At 66.3% G+C, this 18318-nt stretch carries 14 protein-coding genes and 1 riboswitch; of the genes, 5 read left to right on the top strand and 9 right to left on the bottom strand.

From position 1 onward, the window contains the following. Positions 1 to 19 precede the first annotated feature (19 nt). Positions 20 to 135: riboswitch (glycine riboswitch) on the bottom strand. 288 nt (positions 136 to 423) lie between these two features. The 5 genes from ACSBQT_RS14840 to ACSBQT_RS14820 all read right to left on the bottom strand — a co-directional run bounded on the left by ACSBQT_RS14840 (position 424) and on the right by ACSBQT_RS14820 (position 6705). After that, positions 424 to 1713, bottom strand: a complete 1290-nt coding sequence (locus ACSBQT_RS14840; RefSeq protein WP_435001965.1) for an MFS transporter — start codon at positions 1711 to 1713, stop codon at positions 424 to 426. 93 nt (positions 1714 to 1806) lie between these two features. After that, complete coding sequence (locus ACSBQT_RS14835) at positions 1807 to 2889, bottom strand: phosphotransferase family protein (protein ID WP_435001964.1); 1083 nt, start codon at positions 2887 to 2889, stop codon at positions 1807 to 1809. Beyond that, complete coding sequence (locus ACSBQT_RS14830; protein WP_410709707.1) at positions 2886 to 4145, bottom strand: acyl-CoA dehydrogenase family protein; 1260 nt, start codon at positions 4143 to 4145, stop codon at positions 2886 to 2888. Before ACSBQT_RS14830 ends, ACSBQT_RS14835 begins: the two co-directional genes overlap by 4 nt. Then, positions 4142 to 4921, bottom strand: coding sequence for an SDR family oxidoreductase (locus tag ACSBQT_RS14825; RefSeq protein WP_435001963.1), 780 nt, complete (start codon positions 4919 to 4921; stop codon positions 4142 to 4144). Before ACSBQT_RS14825 ends, ACSBQT_RS14830 begins: the two co-directional genes overlap by 4 nt. Before the next feature lie 38 nt (positions 4922 to 4959). Beyond that, a complete protein-coding gene (locus ACSBQT_RS14820) occupies positions 4960 to 6705 on the bottom strand; it encodes a class I adenylate-forming enzyme family protein (RefSeq protein WP_435001962.1) in 1746 nt (581 codons plus the stop codon). Between the two features lie 260 nt (positions 6706 to 6965). On the opposite strand from ACSBQT_RS14820, the gene ACSBQT_RS14815 reads away from it, so the two are divergent. Further along, the gene (locus ACSBQT_RS14815) at positions 6966 to 7580 is read left to right on the top strand and encodes a TetR/AcrR family transcriptional regulator (RefSeq protein WP_410709704.1); all 615 of its coding nucleotides are present in this window, start codon (positions 6966 to 6968) and stop codon (positions 7578 to 7580) included. Between the two features lie 274 nt (positions 7581 to 7854). On the opposite strand, the gene ACSBQT_RS14810 is transcribed toward ACSBQT_RS14815, so the two are convergent. Next, positions 7855 to 8673 (bottom strand): SDR family oxidoreductase, encoded by an 819-nt coding sequence (locus tag ACSBQT_RS14810; RefSeq protein ID WP_435001961.1) that lies wholly within the window; start codon positions 8671 to 8673, stop codon positions 7855 to 7857. A gap of 167 nt (positions 8674 to 8840) precedes the next feature. On the opposite strand from ACSBQT_RS14810, the gene ACSBQT_RS14805 reads away from it, so the two are divergent. After that, positions 8841 to 10139: a DUF1990 family protein gene (locus tag ACSBQT_RS14805; RefSeq protein ID WP_435001960.1), complete on the top strand. Its 1299-nt coding sequence runs from the start codon at positions 8841 to 8843 to the stop codon at positions 10137 to 10139. An 18-nt stretch (positions 10140 to 10157) separates the two neighbouring features. Here the strand turns inward: ACSBQT_RS14805 and ACSBQT_RS14800 are convergent, their stop codons facing one another. Further along, complete coding sequence (locus ACSBQT_RS14800) at positions 10158 to 11054, bottom strand: LysR substrate-binding domain-containing protein (protein ID WP_435001959.1); 897 nt, start codon at positions 11052 to 11054, stop codon at positions 10158 to 10160. A 235-nt stretch (positions 11055 to 11289) separates the two neighbouring features. On the opposite strand from ACSBQT_RS14800, the gene ACSBQT_RS14795 reads away from it, so the two are divergent. From ACSBQT_RS14795 to fabG, 3 genes are all read left to right on the top strand, one after another. Beyond that, entirely contained in the window at positions 11290 to 12525 is a 1236-nt protein-coding gene (locus ACSBQT_RS14795; RefSeq protein WP_410709700.1) for a CaiB/BaiF CoA transferase family protein, read from the top strand. Positions 12526 to 12617: 92 nt separating this feature from the next. Beyond that, positions 12618 to 13781 (top strand): acyl-CoA dehydrogenase family protein, encoded by a 1164-nt coding sequence (locus tag ACSBQT_RS14790; RefSeq protein WP_435001958.1) that lies wholly within the window; start codon positions 12618 to 12620, stop codon positions 13779 to 13781. A 94-nt stretch (positions 13782 to 13875) separates the two neighbouring features. Beyond that, positions 13876 to 14979, top strand: a complete 1104-nt coding sequence (gene fabG, locus ACSBQT_RS14785) for a 3-oxoacyl-ACP reductase FabG (RefSeq protein ID WP_435001957.1) — start codon at positions 13876 to 13878, stop codon at positions 14977 to 14979. Here the strand turns inward: fabG and ACSBQT_RS14780 are convergent. Together ACSBQT_RS14780 and ACSBQT_RS14775 are read right to left on the bottom strand one after the other, a co-directional pair. After that, positions 14918 to 16231 (bottom strand): acyltransferase family protein, encoded by a 1314-nt coding sequence (locus ACSBQT_RS14780; protein ID WP_435001956.1) that lies wholly within the window; start codon positions 16229 to 16231, stop codon positions 14918 to 14920. The two genes, fabG and ACSBQT_RS14780, sit on opposite strands and share 62 nt — an antisense overlap. Before the next feature lie 116 nt (positions 16232 to 16347). Beyond that, a complete protein-coding gene (locus ACSBQT_RS14775; protein WP_435001955.1) occupies positions 16348 to 18225 on the bottom strand; it encodes an amidohydrolase in 1878 nt (625 codons plus the stop codon). Between the last annotated feature and the right edge of the window lie 93 nt (positions 18226 to 18318).

The raw sequence follows: 18318 nt of genomic DNA, 5'->3' as shown, positions 1-18318 counted from the left end.
TCAGGTCCTTCAGATATGCCTGCAATCGGTGGTACTGGGCCTGAGAGTTTCCCGGGGAGGGAATTGCACCTACGGCGCTGCTCGGTTGTCCGGCTCGATTCGGCCCGACTGCGGCAGCTCTCCCACGTCTTGTCTTAGCGGCGTATGAAGTTGTGTGCAGAACCAGGTGGACCTCTGAAGTCCCCGGCTGAGACTGCGCCTCCGATTCTAGTGAATGAAATCACCCCCGACAAACCCCGGGCTGGCCCCCTCGCTGCAGATGCGGATCCCCACGGTAGCTCCCCCGCACCTCCAACGCGGAAATAGGTCGCTATCGGATACTTTCCTTGCTCAGAAGTATCCGATAGCGACCTATGTTTAGGGTTGCTGTCTCCGATTGCGACCTATATTCGCCGAGGCGGCGCTGTGGTCCCGCTGCGATGCTCAGATCGAGTTGAGGTCTTTGCCCTTGGTCTCGGGCAGCTTGACCACGGCGACGATCGTGGCCAGGCAGAGCAGGACCACCCAGCCGCTGGAGAGCCAACTGAGGTCGAGGGAGTTGAACAGTCCGTTGAGATACGGTGCCGTTCCGCCGAACACAGCCACGGAGACCGAGTAGGCGAAGCCGATCCCCTGGGTGCGGACCTTCGTAGGGAACGCCTCGGACAGAACTGCCGACAGCAGGGCTCCTGCCATCGAGACCACGAGCAGCGCCAGCGTCGATGCGACGAACAACGTCCAGCCGGTGTCCGTGATCATGCCCATGAGCGGATACTGCAGGATCGCCATGAGCACTCCGAAGCCGATGAGCACCGGCCGACGACCGATCCGGTCGGAGAGGAATCCCCAGAAGGGCAGCGACGCGAGTGCGATGATCTGCGCACCGACGGTCGCCCAGTAGGCGGTCTGCGCATCCATACCGCGCTCGGTGATCGCCAGGGTCGACGCGTACGACGTCCAGGTGTAATGAGCCGCGGTGATGCCCGAGGTCATGAGCACGACGAGGACGATCGCACGGGCCACGCGACCGCGATCGAGAGGAGTCGGGGCGACGGTCTCTTCGGCCTCGTCGGCTTCGAAGACATCGCTTTCGACCATTCCGCGCCGCATCCACAGCGCGACGAGCGCGAGCAGACCGCCGAGCGCGAACGGGATCCTCCATGCCCAGTCGGAGACCGCGGCCTCGGAGAAGACGTTCGTGATCACGCCGCCGATCGTGTAGGCGACGACCGAACCGCCGAAGATGGCGACGAAGACGATGGAGCCCCAGAATCCGCGGCGATGAGCCGGAGCGATCTCGGCGATATAGGAGTTCGCCGTCGCCGACTCCCCTCCGTGGGCGAAGCCCTGTGCCACTCGGATGAGGAGGAGGATCAGTGAGGCGAAGACGCCGATCTGACCGTAGGTCGGCAGCACGGCGATGAGGAACGAACCGCCGGCCATGATGAGCATCGTGACGATGAGGACGAACTTGCGCCCCTTCACATCGGCGATCTTGCCGAACACGATGCCGCCCAGGGGTCTCATGAGGAATCCGACGGCGAAGACGCCGAGGGTCGCGAGGACGGAGGAGACCGTGTCCTCGCTGTTGAACATCGCGGCGGCGATGAATGGTGTGAACACCGCGTAGGCGCTCCACTCGTACCATTCGAGGATATTGCCGATGGTGCTCGCGACGACGGATCGCCGTTTCAGCTGCAGAGGCACCTTTGTCTCTGCGATCGTATCGGTCATGGCTTCCTTTCCACTGCTTCATTGGATGTGGTGGTGCTGTCTATCTCGGTGGTGGTGCTCGGTGGTGCGGATTTTCCTGTCTGCCGCTCGCCGTCACACGACGGTGGCGGCGATGGCTTCGGCGGCTGCGATGAGTTCGGGGACCCCGGTGTCGAGGCTGCCGGTGAAGTCACCGGCCGCCGGTGCCTCTCCGTTGCGCCATCTGGTGTAGATGGCTTCACTGAAGATCGCGGCCTTCCACAGCGCGAACGCCTGGTACCAGGGCAGGTCGGACAGATCGAGGCCCGTCTTCTGCTGGTAACGATCGGCGAGTTCGGAACGGGTGAGGAATCCCTCCCCCGCCGTGACGGGAGTGAGGTCCATGACCGTGCGCGGATGCTCGTCGTCGGTGTAGGTGACGAGGAAATAGCCGAGGTCGGCGAGCGGATCGCCGAGAGTCGACATCTCCCAGTCAAGGATCGCTGCGACCTCGACCGGCGTCGACGACGCGATCATCGCGTTGCCGGCACGGTAGTCACCATGGACGACCGCGTGCCGCTGAGTAGTCGGGATGTTCGCAGCCAACCACTCGCCGAGGCGGCTGACCTGGGGCAGCGACCGCTGAGTGTTCTTCTCCCAAAGGGAGGCGAACAGCTTCACCTGGCGCTCCAGGTACCCGTTCGGTCGACCAAGCGCGGCCACCTCGGGAACGGTGACGTCGACCGAGTGGAGGTCGACGAGGCGGTCGACGAGGGCTTCGCTCAGTGCGCGACGGTCAGCCACCTCGGCGAGGAAGTCCGGCAGGGTGTCGGTGACAACAGTGCCTGCCACGAAATCCATGATGTAGAACGGGGCGCCGAGGACCGATTCGTCCTCGCAGACGTGGAGGATCGTGGGCACGGCCACTCCCTGAGCGCCGAGGACCTTCTGGATCTTCGCTTCGCGGACCATGTCATGGGTCGATTTCGGGATCGGCGGGCGCGGTCCGCGGCGCAGCACCACATCGAGGTCATCACGCCGGATCCGGAAGGTGACGTTCGACTGGCCCTCGCCGATGCGATCCCAGCGGACGCGACCGGACCCGAGGCCGTGCGTGTCGAGGTAGTCGGTGAGGACGTCGACGATGAGCAACGGCGGTGCGGACAGTGCCTGCGCCTCGGCGGCGGTGTCGACGACGTCGACGAGCTTCTCGGTCACCGGGCCTCCCCCACGATGTCGAGGCGGGGAGCTCCCGCAGCGACTTCCTTGCGGCGCTTCGATGAGGCACGGCGGGAGATCGCGAACTTGTGCGTCTCGGTGGCGCCGTCATAGATGCGGAACGGACGGACGTCGTTGAGGTACTGGACAAGTGGCAGCTGGTCGGAGACTCCGTCGCCACCGGTGATCTGAATGGCGCGGTCGATGACGCGGTAGACGGCTTCGGAGCAGTAGACCTTCGCGATCGAAGATCTGGAGTTCGCTTCCTTCGCATCGGTGGCGAGCACCTCGGAGGTCTTCGTGATCATCGCGTCAGAGGTTTCGATATCAATGACCGACTGCGCGATGAGCTCCTGTGCGAGGCCCTGACGCGCGAGGACGTCGCCGAATGCCTCGCGATGTTCGGCACGGTCGAGAGCCGTGTCCAGCGCCCGGCGGGCCAGTCCCAGCCACCGCATGCAGTGCGTGAGGCGGGCGGGTGCCAGGCGCACCTGGGCGTAGGCGAAGCCCTTGCCCGGTTCGCCGAGGATCGCCGAGGCGGGGACGCGGACACCGTCGAAGTGGACGTAGGGATGGCCGCCGGCGATGGTGCGATCGACAGTGTGGATCGACCGGCCGACACTGACACCCGGGGTGTCTTTGGGCACGAGGAACATCGTGGCGGCCTGGCCCTTGCGAGCCTGCGCGGAGCCCGACCCCTCGGTCGCAGCGGCCGACTCCTCGGCGTCGGTGGCGGCCATGACGATGAAGAAGCTGCTCAGTTCAGCACCGGAGATGAAGCGCTTGTCGCCGTTGATGACCCACTCGTCGCCGTCCTTGACGGCGCGGGTGGACAACGCCGACGGGTCGGAGCCGGTGCCCGGATGTGGTTCAGTCATGGCGAACGACGAGCGGACGTCGCCGGCGGCCAGCGGGGCGAGGAACCGCTCCTTCTGCTCCTGCGTGGCGATCTGGGCGAGCATGTGCATATTGCCCTCATCGGGTGCCATGCAGTTGAGAACGGCGGGCCCGATCGGCGAGTATCCTGCCTCCTGGAACACCGGGGACCAGAATTCGATCGGCACGCCCTGGCCGCCCCACTCGGTGGGCACGTGCGGGGCGAATACGCCGGCTTCCTTGGCCTTGGCCTTGAGATCGGTCAGGACCGCTTCGTCGAGGTAGTCACCCGGGTGGGGTTCGGCGGGGATGACGACCTCGCGGATGAAGGTGCGGGTGCGCTGGCGCAGCTCCTCGACCTCTGCGGGAATCCGGCTCATGCTGTGCCTCCTGCTGTGATGAGTCCGCCGTCGGCGGTGAGGATCTGGGCGGTGATCCAGTCCGAGTCGGACGACGTAAGGTAGGCCGCAGCTGCGCCGATGTCGTCGGGAGTGCCGAGGCGGCCGGCCGGATAGGCGGCGGTGACTTCGGCTTCTCTGCCTTCGTAGAGCGCGGTGGCGAAGCGGGTCTTGACGACGGCCGGAGCGATGCCGTTGACGCGGATGTCGGGTCCGAGTTCGACGGCAAGGGTCTTCACGAGGTGGGCGACGGCGGCCTTCGAGACTCCGTACATGCCGATGCCCTCGCTGGGATTCTGTCCGGCGACCGAGGAGATGGACAGGATCCGGCCCTTGTTCTCACGGAAGTGCAGACCCTCGTGGTTGACCGCGCCCTGGATCCAGGCCAGGGTTCCGAGCACGTTGACCTCGAGGATCTTACGGGCGGCATCGAGCTCGATGTCGACGGTCTCGCCGTAGACCGGGTTGATGCCGACGTTCGTGACGAGGACGTCGAGGCGGCCGTACTTCTTCTCGATTGTGTCGAATACTTCGGCCCGGTGAGCCGAGTCATCGGCCTTGCCGGCGATGCCGATTGCGGTGCCTTCGGGGAATTCGGCGACCGTCTCGGCCAAGGGCTCGGGCTTGCGAGCGGTGAGGACGACGGTCGCGCCTTCGGCCTGCAGCCGCTTGGCGATGCCGAGGCCGATGCCGCGGCTCGATCCCGTCACGAGGGTGACCTGCCCTTCGAAACGGCGTCCGAACGATGATTCGCTCATTGCTTCTCCTGTGTTGCTTAGTTGTCTGTCAGTGGTGCCTATTTGTTCGACGCTGCTTCTCTAGCCGAATCGCGCAGCAGCCTGCGTTGGATCTTTCCGGTGTGCGTCTTCGGCAGGTCGGACATGACGTGGACGATGCGCGGGTACTTGTACGCTGCGAGGCGCTCCTTCGCGAAGGCGATGAGCTCCTCGGCGCTGGCGCTCTGTCCGGTGCGCAGGGAGACGTAGGCGACGACGGTCTCGCCGCGGTAGTCGTCGGGCTGGCCGACGACGGCGGCTTCGAGCACGGCAGGGTGTTCATAGAGGACGTCTTCGACCTCGCGCGGCCACACCTTGTAGCCGGAGGCGTTGATCTGGTCCTTGATCCGGTCGACGAGGTAGATCCAGCCGGCGTCGTCCATGACTCCGACATCGCCGGTGCGCAACCAGCCCTCGTCGAATGCCGCCTCGTTGGCTTCGGGCTTGCCGAGGTAGCCGGGCGTGATCTGAGGCCCGCGCAACTCGAGTTCGCCGGCACTGGAATCGGTGATGACGGTCCCGTCGGCGATGTCGACGATGCGGGCTTCGAGTCCGGGGAACGGCACGCCGATGGCCAGGGTGTCGGTGGCCGGGTCGACGGGCGCCTCCGTGTTCGGCGGGACTCCGATGACCGCCGAGGCGGTCTCGGTCATTCCGTAGATGTTGTGGATGTAGTGGCCGAACCGCTTCCGGAAGCGCTCGACCGTGGCCGGCGGCACGGGGGCTCCACCGGAGTAGAGGTAGCGGATGCTCTGCAGGTCCTCGGCCGTGGCCGATTCGTGTTCGAGCAGTGCGTTGTAGACGGTGATCGAGCCGATGGTCACGGTGACCTTGTCATCTCGGATGGCGGTGATGATCTTGTCCGCGTTGACGCGGCCGATGAAGTCGAGCGTGATCGGGAAGATCAGCGAGGTCGCCGCGCAGGCGACGGCTCCGGTGATGTGGAAGAGCGGGGCGATAGCGAGCATGACGTCGCCTTCGCCGAGGTTCAGCCACTCTCCGTACGACCGGGCCACGGCGAGCACATTGCGGTGGGTGCCGACGGCGCCTTTGGCCGGTCCGGTCGTGCCTGATGTGTAGGTGAGCAGCGCGGCGTCGTCGAGGCCCGGCAGCAGTTCGGTTCGGTGGTCGGGCGCGTTGGTCCGCTGGGAGCCGAGGAAGGGACCCCACGAATCGACGGCGATCCCGGACTCGACGGGGGTCGCCTCGGCGGGGGTGGTTTCTGACTCAGGGAAAGCTGCAGTCTTGGCGTCGCCGGTGAGGGCTGAGGGGTCCCGGTCGTATTCGTCGTCATCGGTGGTCAGCACCCAAGTCACCGATCCGCCGGCGAGCGTCTCCTGGACCTGAGCGAGGTCGCTTTCGTCGCAGATGATCGCCGAGGCGGCCGAATCGTCGATGAGCGCGCGCAGTTCGCGGCCGCGGTACATGGGGTTGAGGACGAGGGGGACGACGCCGATCTTCCAGGCCGCGAGCAGCGCCACGGCGAACTGCGGGACGTTCTGGAGGTAGACGCCGACGATGTTCGACTTCTGCAGGCCGCGGGAGAGGAACCCGGCGGCGAGCGCCTCGGCTTCACGGTCGATGTCGGCGGTGGTGAACCTGCGGCCACGGTAGGTCACGGCGATCTGGCTGGGGGCCGCCTCGACGCGGGCGTTCCACGCATGAGCCGTGGATGCGTCGTGGATCTCCGGCGTCTCACCGACTCCGGCGGGGTAGAGCCGCGTCCACACATGCCGCGTGGTGGTGGAAGTGCTGTCGGCTGCCATCTGACTGTCGCCCTTCATCGTGTCGGGACCGGAGCACCTCAGCTTCGGCCGACCGAGCGCTCGCTCGGTTAGTTCTGTATCGTAGGTCACACGATGACCGGGCGCAAGGGCGGCCCGGCATGACTGTCGACCGCTCGGGCAGCAAAGCGATCGAACTCAGAGATGGAGGGACGCTTCGGGGGTCGAATGGAACCGCGGGGTCCGAATGCCCGTAGATTAGGGATGAGAAGACAGTGAGACGGATCAGGCAGGGACAACTCGTGAGCAATGCAACCATGACGAACTGGCGGGACTACGACGCCCCGCTGCTGTCGCCGATCCTTCAGTCCGCTCTCAACAGCTTCGTCACGGGCGGATTCCACGGCACGAGTATCCGCCAGCTGGCTGGCGCGGCCGGGCTGTCAGTGCCAGGCCTCTATCACCACTTCGCATCGAAGCATGCGATCCTCGCCGAGATCGACCGCCTGGCGATGGAGGATCTGTGGCAGCGCAGCGTCGCGGCACTCGCCGACGGCGGGCAGGAGCCGACCGCCCGCTTCGACCGCCTCATCGAATGCCTGCTGCTCTTCCACGCGCACCAGTCCGATCTCGCCTTCATCGCATTCAGCGAGATCCGAGCGCTGAAGGATCAGCACCGGGATGCTCATATCGCCGCTCGTGACCGGCAGCAGAAACTCCTCGACGAGGTGGTCGAGGAGTGCGTTGCCGACGGCAGCTTCACCACGGAGTTCCCGCGGGATGCCTCACGAGCGATCACGACGATCTGCACGGGCGTCTCGCAGTGGTACCGGGCCGGCGGCGAACTCGACCCAGCTGGGGTGGCCGAACGCTACGGCGAGATCTGTGCGCACGCCGCCGGCCTCCCGGTGAAGTAGGGCTGGCACCTCGGGCCCTACTGCCTGGAAACACCTCCAGCACAGCATTGTTTGGTCGATCCACGGCGTTCTGAGCGCCTGAAACACCGTGGATCGACCCAACAATGCCACTCAGAATGGCACCGCAGAAAAATCCAGGTCGCCATCGGATACTTTCCGTCAAGAGAAGTATCCGGTGGCGACCTGGATTCGGGTGCAGATGTCCGATGGCGACCTATGTTTCGGGCTGCCGTTTATCGGCAACCGAGGTTCAGCCGCAGGCTCAGCCTCCGTGTCAGGCGCTGCCGCCGGCGGTGACGACTCCCCCATCGACGGTGAGCACCTGAGCGGTGATCCAGTCGGCGTCCTCCGAGGCCAGATAGGCGACGGCACCGGCAATGTCTTCAGGGGTCCCGAGGCGCTTGACCGGGTACGCAGAGGCGACCTCTTCCTCCCTGCCTTCGTAGAGCGCCGTGGCGAACTTCGTCTTGACCACTGCCGGGGCGACGGCATTGACGCGGATGTCCGGCCCGAGCTCCACGGCGAGCGTCTTCGTCAGATGCGAGACCGCGGCCTTCGAAATGCCGTAGAAGCCGATGCCTTCGCTCGGGATCTGGCCGGCGACCGACGACAGGGTGACGACGCGCCCCTTGTTCTCACGGAAGTTCAGGCCCTCGTGGTGGACGGCGTCCTGCACCCAGGCCAGCGTGCCGAGGACGTTGACATCGAAGATCTTCCGCGCGGCATCGAGCTCCATATCGACGAGCGGGCCGTAGACCGGGTTGATTCCGGCGTTGGCCACGAGCACATCGAGGCGACCGAACTTCTCAGCGACCGTGTCGAATACCTCTGCCCTGTGCGCCGGGTCGTCGGCCTTGCCGGCGATGGCGAGCGCCGTGCCTTCGGGGAACTCGGCGACCGCCTCATTGAGCGCTTCCGGCTTGCGCGCGGTGAGCACGACGGTGGCCCCCTCCGCGTTGAGCCGCCGAGCGATTCCGAGGCCGATGCCGCGACTGGCGCCCGTGATGACGGCGACCTGGCCTTCGAAACGACGACCGGATTGCGGAGCCGCCGAGGTGGCTGCCGACTGAGTGGCTGAGGTGCTGTCTGACATTGATGAACTCCAGTGTTCGTGCGGTGACGTGAGCGTTCGGCGCTGACCTCGCGAAACGCCGTGAAGCGAGCGTTCGTTCAGCGTTCGCTTCTCATCGTAGGCATAGCCGTTCGAAGAAGACAAGGACTACACATCATCACGCGAGGGCATAAGACGAGAATGGAGTCATGAATCATCTCGAGTTCCATCTCGATCTCGGCTCGGGCGACCAGTTCCCGCTCGCCCGGGAAGCGATCTTCTCCTGGATGCTGCAGGACCTCGCCGGCGTCGTCGTCCACCCGGCTCGCCGAGTGGCCGAAGGTCGGATCGTCAGCTTGGGACTCAATCCCGTTTGGCCAGCCTCGCCGAGGCGGCTGCGCGGTCGCGATCTGCTCGTGCCCGTCGGTTCGTGCGTCGTCACACGGGTGATCGATGAGAGGGATCGCGCCGGATTCACCTATCGCACCCTGCCGGGCCACCTCGAGAACGGAGAGGAGACCTTCCTCGTGTCCATCGGCACTGACGGCCGCCTCGGCGTGACCATCAGCGCCGATTCCGTCCCCGCACATCCTCTCCTCCGTTTGGGCGCTCCGGTGACCGTGGCGGCCCAGGAGTTGATGGCCAGGCGCTATGCCGAGGGGCTGAAGAGACAGCTCAGGACGGCCGAGCGAAGCCGCCGCGCACGCGCCCTCGCGACAGCTTCGGCGCTGATCGGCCGGGAGCTGAGATTCGTCGAGACCCTTGCCGGCGGTCAGCACGCGCTGACCATGTCCTCCCGCGACGGAGACGCGGAGCTCGTCGTCCGCGCATTTCCCACGGGCCACGATGCGGCTGTCAGGGAAGCCGAGGTGCTCGATCGGCTGAGCTCGATCGGCGATCTCGTCCCCCGCCTCATCGCCCACAGCACCGACACCAACGACCCGGTCATCGTTACGACCCGCGTCCCGGGCTCAGCACCGGATCCGGCGACGCCTCTGACCACCATCGCCCGCGAGATGGCCGCGGCGCTGATGCGCATCCACGAACTCGACGGCACCGGTCTGCCTCTGACTCCGCAGTCTCCGCCGCCAGGAGACTCTGCCATCGCGATTCGCGCCCAGCGGGAGTGGGCGAACCTCGACCGCGACGAAGAGGTCCTCACGCACACGGATTTCTGGGCAGGCAATGCTTTGTGGGCAGGCGGGCGCCTCACCGGAGTCGTCGACTGGTCGAGCGCGAGCCACGGACCTCGCGGAGTCGACCTCGCGTGGTGCCGTCAGGATCTCGTGCTGCTCGGTTCCCCCGAGGCGGCCGCCGACTTTCTCGACGAGTACGAACGACTCCTCGGCCGCCGCATCCATGACATCCGCGCCTGGGACGTCCAAGCTGCGGCACGTGCCCATGATCGCGTCGAGACCTGGCTGCCGAACTATCACGGGATCGGCCTCACCGACATGACCGCCGAGGATCTCCGCCGCCGACTCGACACCTGGAACGCGCAGCTGTGAGCCGCCCCGCCACCGCTCTCATTCCACGGTCGGCAGGACCACCTCGGCGAGGGTGAGCACCGCTTCCACGGAGGCTTTTCCGTGGTCGGTGCGGTGGGCGAGGTAGAGCTTCGTGGGCTCCTCGGGAATGTCGAGGGGCACGGCCACGGTGCCGGCCTCACGGGTGGCGGCGGACACCGAGTCGAAGGTGATCGAGATGCCGAGGCCGGCCGCGACCAGGGCGCCGATCGTCTGCGAATCCGGCGCGCTCTGAACTACGCGCGGTGCGAATCCCGCTTCGTGGCACAGACGCAGCGTCGCTTCCCGCAACGTCGAGGAAGGATGCTCGGGAAGAGCGATGAAATCCTCGTCGGCAAGCTCGTCCACCCGCACCGAGGCGCGTCCCGCCAGACGATGGCCCACCGGCAGGGCTGCCGAGAGACGCTCGACCATCACCGGCCGACCTGTGACTCCGGGTGGCTGCTTCGCCCACCTCACGAGGGCGAGGTCGAGCGAGCCGTCGACGAGGCGGGTGATTCCCTCCTCGGCGTAGACGTCGGAGTGAAGCCCGAAGCTGACCCCCGGCTTGTGCGCGGTGGATGCAGTCACGAGCGCCGCGGCCAGTCTGCGCGATGAGGAGTGGGCGAATCCGAATTCGATGTGCCCGGTCTGCCCGTCGGCGGCCCGGCGCACCGCCTCGGTGGCCAAGGTTCGATACTCGATCATCTTCCGCGCCGGCTCCACCAGCGCCTCCCCCGCTGCGGTCAGCGCCACATTGCGGGTCGTGCGTCGGAACAGATCGACGCCGAGGTGGTCCTCGAGCGCGCGGATCGTGCGGCTGAGCGGCGGCTGCAGCATTCCGAGCCGCTCGGCCGCACGACCGAAGTGCAGCTCTTCGGCGACGGCGAGGAACGCTTTGACCTGCTGAATCTCCATCGACTGCCTCATTTCCGAATCCGTGCTGGAGCCCGTGCCGTTACCCCGACCGACTTCCCAGCCAATACCTGTTCCGATAATAATCCATGTACATTATTGCCGATCCTGCTATATAGTGGGACAGACCACGCGCCCACTGCCCAAGCACGGGCCCGGGATGCCGAGCTCGACTCCACTGACAGCACTGTCAGCACACAGCAGCGCCGCCGGCCCGACGAGAGGAAGACATTCGACGATGAAGCAGTCGACCACTTCTGAGCCCCACGACAGCGGCTCTGCCCACGACCACCATCGGTCACCTGCCCACGACCGCATCGAGGAGTTCCTCCCCCGCGCCGGCTCGGGTCCCCTGTCGGGACAGATCGTCGTCGACTTCTCCCGCGTGCTGGCCGGACCGTACTCGACGATGATGCTCGCCGACCTCGGCGCCACCGTCATCAAGGTCGAAGGACCCAAAGGCGATGACACCCGGCACTGGGCGCCGCCGGTGCGCGACGAGGATGCCACCTACTATCTGTCGATCAACCGAAACAAGTACGACATCGTCCTCGACTTCACCGATCCCGATGACCTCGCCACCGCACAGAAGCTCGCGGCCGAAGCCGATATCGTCGTCGAGAACTTCAAACCGGGCGGGCTGGCGAAGTACGGACTCGACTACGACAGCGTCTCCGCTGCCAACCCGACGGTCATCTATGCCTCGGTGACCGGCTTCGGGCCGCAGAACCCACTGCCCGGATACGACCTCCTCATGCAGGCGCTGTCCGGTTTCATGTCGGTCACCGGCAGCCCCGACGGCTCGCCGTACCGCGCCGGTGTCGCCGTCTTCGACGTCATGACGGGTCTGCACACGACGATCGGCGTCCTCGCCGCGATCCAGCACCGCACGCTCACCGGCGAGGGCCAGCTCGTCGAAACCAACCTCATGTCCTCGGCGATGTCCGGCCTGGCCAACCAGTCCGGTGCCTACGCGGCCGCAGGGGTGAATCCGACGCGGATGGGCAACGCCCACCCGAGCCTCTACCCTTACCAGCCGATGGCCGCGAAGTCCGGTGAGATCATCGTCGCCGCGGCCAATGACGGCCAGTTCCGGATCCTCGCCGAGGTGGTCGGCCGACCCGATTGGTGCGACGACGAACGATTCGCCCAGGCGAAGAACCGCAACGCCAACCGCGACGCCCTTGAGCCCGAACTTCTCGAGGCCCTGCAGGCTCACACCGCGCAAGTTTGGTTCGACAAACTCTCGGCGGCGGGCCTGCCCTGCGCCCCGATCAACACGATCGCCGAAGGCGTCGAACACGCCAAGAGCCTCGGCCTGGAACCGGTCGTGGACACCGGCAGCGGCGACCGCGTCATCCCGACGGTCCGCAATCCGATCACCCTGTCGAAGTCGCAGGTCTCCTACGACCTCGCTCCCCCGGAGCTCGGAGCCGACTCCGATCAGGTCCGCGCCTGGCTCGACAGCCTCTAGATCGTACCGTTTCGGACTCATCCCGACCGAACCGCAATCCCGACACTTGCACGCAGACTTCTGCACAGCATCCATCTGAAGGAGACACAGCAATGGACAACTCAGAACTCGACGACATCCTCACCGCCGTCCGAGAATTCGTCCGCGAGAAGGTCGTCCCCCTCGAGACCCAGGTCGAGGACGAGGACGCCTTCCCCGAGGCGATCATCAAGGAATCCACAGAAATGGGACTCTTCGGCTGGGCTCTGCCCGAGGAGTACGGCGGTCTCGGCCTCAATGCCGAGCAGGACGCACTGCTCGCCATGGAGCTCGGCTACACCACCCCGTCGTTCCGGTCTCTCTTCGGCACGAACAACGGCATCGCCGGACAGGTGCTCGTCAACTACGGCACCGATGAGCAGAAGTCCGAATGGCTGCCCAGTCTGACCTCCGGAGAGGTCGTCGCCTCCTTCGCCCTCACCGAATCCGAAGCCGGTTCCGACCCCTCGGGCCTGCGGACGAAGGCCACCCGCGACGGCGATGACTACATCATCAACGGCTCCAAGCGGTTCATCACCAACGCCGAGTCCTCCGACGTCCTCATGGTCTTCGCCCGCACCGACCCGAATGCCACGGGGTCCAAGGGCATCTCTGTCTTCCTCGTGCCCACGAAGTCCGAAGGTGTGACCGTCGGCCCGCACGATCACAAGATGGGTCAGGCCGGCGCCTGGACCTCGGAGATCTTCTTCGACGACGTGCGCGTGCCTGCCGCCAACCTCATCGGCGGTGAGGAGGAGAAGGGCTTCTACGCCGCGATGGCCTCACTCAACAAGGGTCGCCTGCACATCGCCGCGATCTGCGTCGGTCAGTCGATCCGCATCCTCGACGAATCCGTGCGCTTCGCCGCCGAGGCGAAGCAGGGCGGGGAACCGATCGCCCGGTTCCAGCTCGTCCAGGCGATGCTCGCCGATATCTACACCGACGTCGCCGCCGCCAAGGCCCTCGTCCTCTCGGCCGCACAGCGCTGGGACGCCGAGACCGATCGCAAGCTCGGCCCCTCCTCGGCGAAGCTCTTCGCCTCCGAAGCACTCGCCCGCATCGCCGACAAGGGCGTGCAGATCCAGGGTGGAATGGGCTACATGCGCGAGTCAGCGGTCGAACGCTTCTACCGCCACGCCCGCCTCTTCCGCATCTACGAAGGCACCTCCGAGGTCCAGCGCGTCGTCGTCGCCAAGCAGCTGCTGGGTGGCGCACACAAACCGCAGTTCAACCTCTGATCCCGGCGGCAGCATCCTCCACGCATCATCACAACGGCGGGCCGCCTCGGCGAGGTCCGGCTCCATCTGATCATCACCGCACGAAAGGCATCCCATGACTGAATCCACACCCGCGAACTCCGACATCACCATCAACGAACTCGGCGGAGTCACCGCCATCCCCGGCCTGCTGAGCGGCAAGGTCGCCGTCGTCACCGGCGGCGGACAGGGCCTCGGCCTGGCGATGGCGCGCAGCCTCGTCGACTCCGGCGCGAAGGTCGTCCTCGCCGATATGAATGAAGAGAGTCTGCAGGCTGCTGTGACCGAACTCGGCGGCGACGGCGTCGCCACGGGCGCGGTGTGCAATGTGTCCGACCTCGAGGCCGTCGAAAAGCTCGCCGAGGCGGCCACGACCGCATTCGGCGGCATCGACATCTGGGTCAACAACGCCGGCATCACCCGCGATGCGACGATCCGGAAGATGACCGAGCAGCAGTTCGACGACGTCATCTCCGTGCATCTGCGCGGCACGTGGAACGGCCTCAAGGTCGCCACCGCACTCATGCGCGAACAGGACCGCGGCGGCTCGATCATCAACGTGTCTTCGATCAGCGGCAAGGTCGGCAACCCCGGACAGTCGAACTACTCCGCGGCGAAGGCGGGCATCGTCGGCATGACGAAGGCCGTGGCCAAGGAGGTCGCGTTCAAGAACATCCGCATCAACGCGATCCAGCCCGGCTTCATCAACACCGCTATGACCGCGGCCATGCCGCAGCACGCGATCGATTCGAAGCTCGCCGAGATCCCGCTCGGCCGTCCCGGCGAACCCGAGGAAGTCGCCTCCGTCGTGCTGTTCCTCGCCTCCGGACTGTCGAGCTACCTCACCGGCACCGTCACCGAGATCTCCGGAGGTCGGAACATCTGCTCGCGTTCACCCTCGCCGAGGAGGGGCGACGTCTGTGTAGAACCTCGCCGAGGCGGCCCGACGTTCCCGTCGCACCTTTGCCGAGGTGGATCACCCGATCACCGTGAGAAACGGCCCGACGTCCCCGCGGGGACGTCGGGCCGTTGTCGCTCGGTGGGCTCGGTGTCTCACCTGGCTTTCTGCGTCCCCGCGGGGACGTTTCAGCCTGACGGTCGGGCCGCCTCGGCGAGAGTCAGCTTTTCGCGGTTCGCCTGCCGGGCAGGCGGACGACGCCGAAGGCGACCATGCCGATGAGCGGCAGCAGCGGCCAGATCCAGGTCACGCCGTTGCCGTCGACCATTCCGGTGTCGGCCATAATGGCCAGGCCCGCGCAGATGGCCGCCGAGGCCGCGATCGGCATCCACATGGGAGGGGCGGGACGGTCGTCGAGGGACGGAGTTTCGAACCGGCCGAAGATCGCCACGAGCACCCCGGTGATCGCCAGCAGAACGAATGCCCACAGCGGACGGGTGAGCCACCAGATTCCGGTCAGCGGAGTCGGCAGCAGGGCATCGGCGTCGAGGCCGATGAGGACGTTGGCCAGGGCAGTCAGCGCGGTCAGATGCCAGAGGAACCAGGTCATGATGCGCTGGTTGACGAGCACTGTGAGGAACCACAGTCCGGGGCTGCGCAGGAGAGCGGCCAGCGGGCGCTGGAGCATGAGCACGATTCCGGCCTGAGCCATGCCGAGGAAAGCCATCGTCACGCGGGTCGGGGCAGAATTCGAGATTGTGTCGGTGCCTGCGGTGATCATCGACACCGGGTAAGGGCCGAAGCCGACGAGGAGCCCGAGCCCGACGGCGCCGATGACGAAGAGCAGCAGGCAGCGTCTGATGCTGGAGAGTCGGCCGTCGAGCCACGCATAGCCGAACTGATGGAAGCTCGCCCAGACGAGCAGGTAGTTCGGATAGCCGGCGAGCGTGCTCTCGGTGACGATGCTGATGAGGTCGATGATGCCGGCCAAGCCGATGCCGGCGATGATCGACCACCAGCCCCATCGCTCCCACAGGATCAGACACGGCGGTGCGACGATGACGACGAGCAGATACGCGGCGAGGAACCACGTCGGCACGAGTGCCATCTGGGAGGCCAGTTGGACCGCGGCGGGTTCGGCGCCGGCGGCCAGGGCGATGACGCAGGTGGCCAGCCAGACGAGCAGCAGCGGAATGAGCGGGAGGCCGAGGCGGCGCAGGCGTGCCCGCAGCCATTCGGCGTAGCCGGTCTGCCGCCGCCTGGCCGAACGCCAGGACAGTGCGTTGGAGTAGCCGCCGACGAGGAAGAAGATCGGCATCACCTGGAACACCCAGGTCAGCGGGTGCGTCCACCTGGCCTGGTCGAGCAGACCATGCGGTTCGATGCCGCCGGTGGCGCTGACGGCGATGATCGTCCAATGGCCGAGCACGACCACAGTGATCGCCGCGGCGCGCAGGAAGTCGACCTCGCGACTGCGAGAGTCCGGGGTCGCCTCATCGACCTTGCGGGCCTGGGCCAGAAACGAGCGGGGCATGCGGGGACGTCCTTGTCGGTTGGTCGAGGGAGCAGTTGGTCGAGGGAGCAGTTGGTCGAGGGAGCGGGCAGTGCGGGTCCCGCCCATCGCCGAGGTGGTCGACCGCCTCGGCGTGGTCAGGCGCGGTATTTCACCTCGCCGCCGACGACGGTGAGCGCGACTCGGGTATCGCGGATCGCCTCGGCGTGGGCGAACAGGGCTTCTTCGGAATCGTAGCCGAGGAGGCCGTCGCGCTCTGCCGCGGCGACCTCGGGATCGAGCCCTTCGGCTGCGCACGGGTCGGTGTCGACGATGATGAAGTCGGCGTCCATGCCCGGCGCCAGATATCCGCGCCGGTCCTCGAGCCCGGCGGCGAAGGCCGGTCCCTGAGTGTGCAGGCGAATGGCCTCGACGGCGCTCAGGCGACGGTGCGGCTGGAAGGTCGTCGACGCCTCACCGGAGATGTTCGCCCTGGTCATCGCCGCATAGATCGCAACGAACGGGTTCGCATGCTCGACAGGACCGTCGGAGCCGAAGACCACGTGCGCCCCCGCATCGAGCAGGTCCGGCCAGGCATAGGCGGCCAGCTGCGCGGACTCGTCGATGAGGTGGAGCAGGTGCAGGTCGGAGATGCAGTGGCGCGGCTGCATCGACGCGAGCACCTCGAGCTCGGCGAACCGGGCGACGTCGGCGGGTTGGATGAACTGGGCATGTTCGACGCGGTGACGCATGGGTCGGCCGAACTTCTCCTCCGCGGCCTTCGTCGTCTCCTGCAAGCGGTCGTAGACAGCGAGCACATGATGGTTCGCCTGATCGCCGATGGCGTGGATGGCCACGGAGATTCCCGCCTCGGTGGCGATATGTGCCTGGTCGAAGAGCTCGTCTTCGGTCATCTGCACGACACCGAAGTTCTCGTCCTCACCGTCGACTGCGGGAAACGCTGAGGACATGTGCGAGGTATGCGAGCCGAGCGCCCCGTCCGAGAACAGCTTCAGCCCGCCGCACTGCAGCCAATCATCGCCGTCACCGGTGTGCCAGGCGGTTTCGATCGCCCACGGCACTTCGGGTGAACGCAGGAACAAGGTCACGCGCATGTCCTGGCGACCGGCCGCGTGCAGGTCGTTCCAGCCCAAGGTCGAGGCGATGCCGTCGAAGTCATGGATCCCCGTCAGGCCCTGTGACAGGAAGAGCTCCTGGGTGGTGGCGAGGCGTTCGACTTGGTCCTCGCGGCTGGGTTCGGGGATGAAGCGGGCGACGAGATCGGTGGCGTCTTCACGTACGAGACCTGTGAGCTGACCGTTCTCGTCGCGGACGAAGCTGCCGCCGGAAGGGTCGGGGGTCGCCTCGTCGATGCCGGCGATCTCGAGAGCGTGGGCGTTGACCCACAAGGTGTGCAGATCGAGTGACCACATCGCCACTGGATGGTCGGGGACCTCGGCGTCGAGGAGCTCACGGTCAGGGTAGCTCGGGTCCTCCCACTTGTTGAGGTCCCACCCGGAGCCGACCACCCAGGTGCCCACCGGGAGGGAATCGGCGCGTTCGCGGATGAGTGCGACCGCCTCGGCGAGGGATTTCGTCTGGGACAGATCGAGGTCGGTCAGGGAGTCGGCGTACATGATCGAATGGATGTGGCCGTCGACGAAACCGGGCAGGATGACCTGTCCGCCGCAGTCGATTTCGTCGATCTCGAGTCCGGGGATGACCGTGGTCGCACCGACCCCACCCGCCGAGGCGAGCGCCGCCGTCGTCGACGACCGCGCGGCGGCGATGTCGAGCAGTTCGGCCCGGGTGCCGACGGCCACGATGGTCTCCCCATCGACGAGGATCGCGTCGGGAGCCGGCCGCGAGGGGTCGGAGGTGGGCGAGGGGTCGGAATCGGGGGCCGTTTCAGGGGCCGTTTCTGCGTTCGATCCGATCGGGTCGGATGCGATCGACGCAGGGGTGTTCGAGTCGGGGGCACTCGAGGCGGCTTGGGGTGCGAAAGTGCGCACCACGGCGTTGGAGAACAGACGCATGGACACCAGTCTAGAGCGGGTCCGGCGAAGGCGCTGAGCGTCCCGACCACCACCCCTTCTTGCTACCTGACGGCGGCCCAGATACCTCGCGCG

This window comes from Brevibacterium sp. H602 (assembly GCF_051172395.1).
Taxonomy (GTDB): domain Bacteria; phylum Actinomycetota; class Actinomycetes; order Actinomycetales; family Brevibacteriaceae; genus Brevibacterium.
Note: the sequence above shows the minus strand (reverse complement) of the source record. Positions and strands in the feature narration are given on the sequence as shown.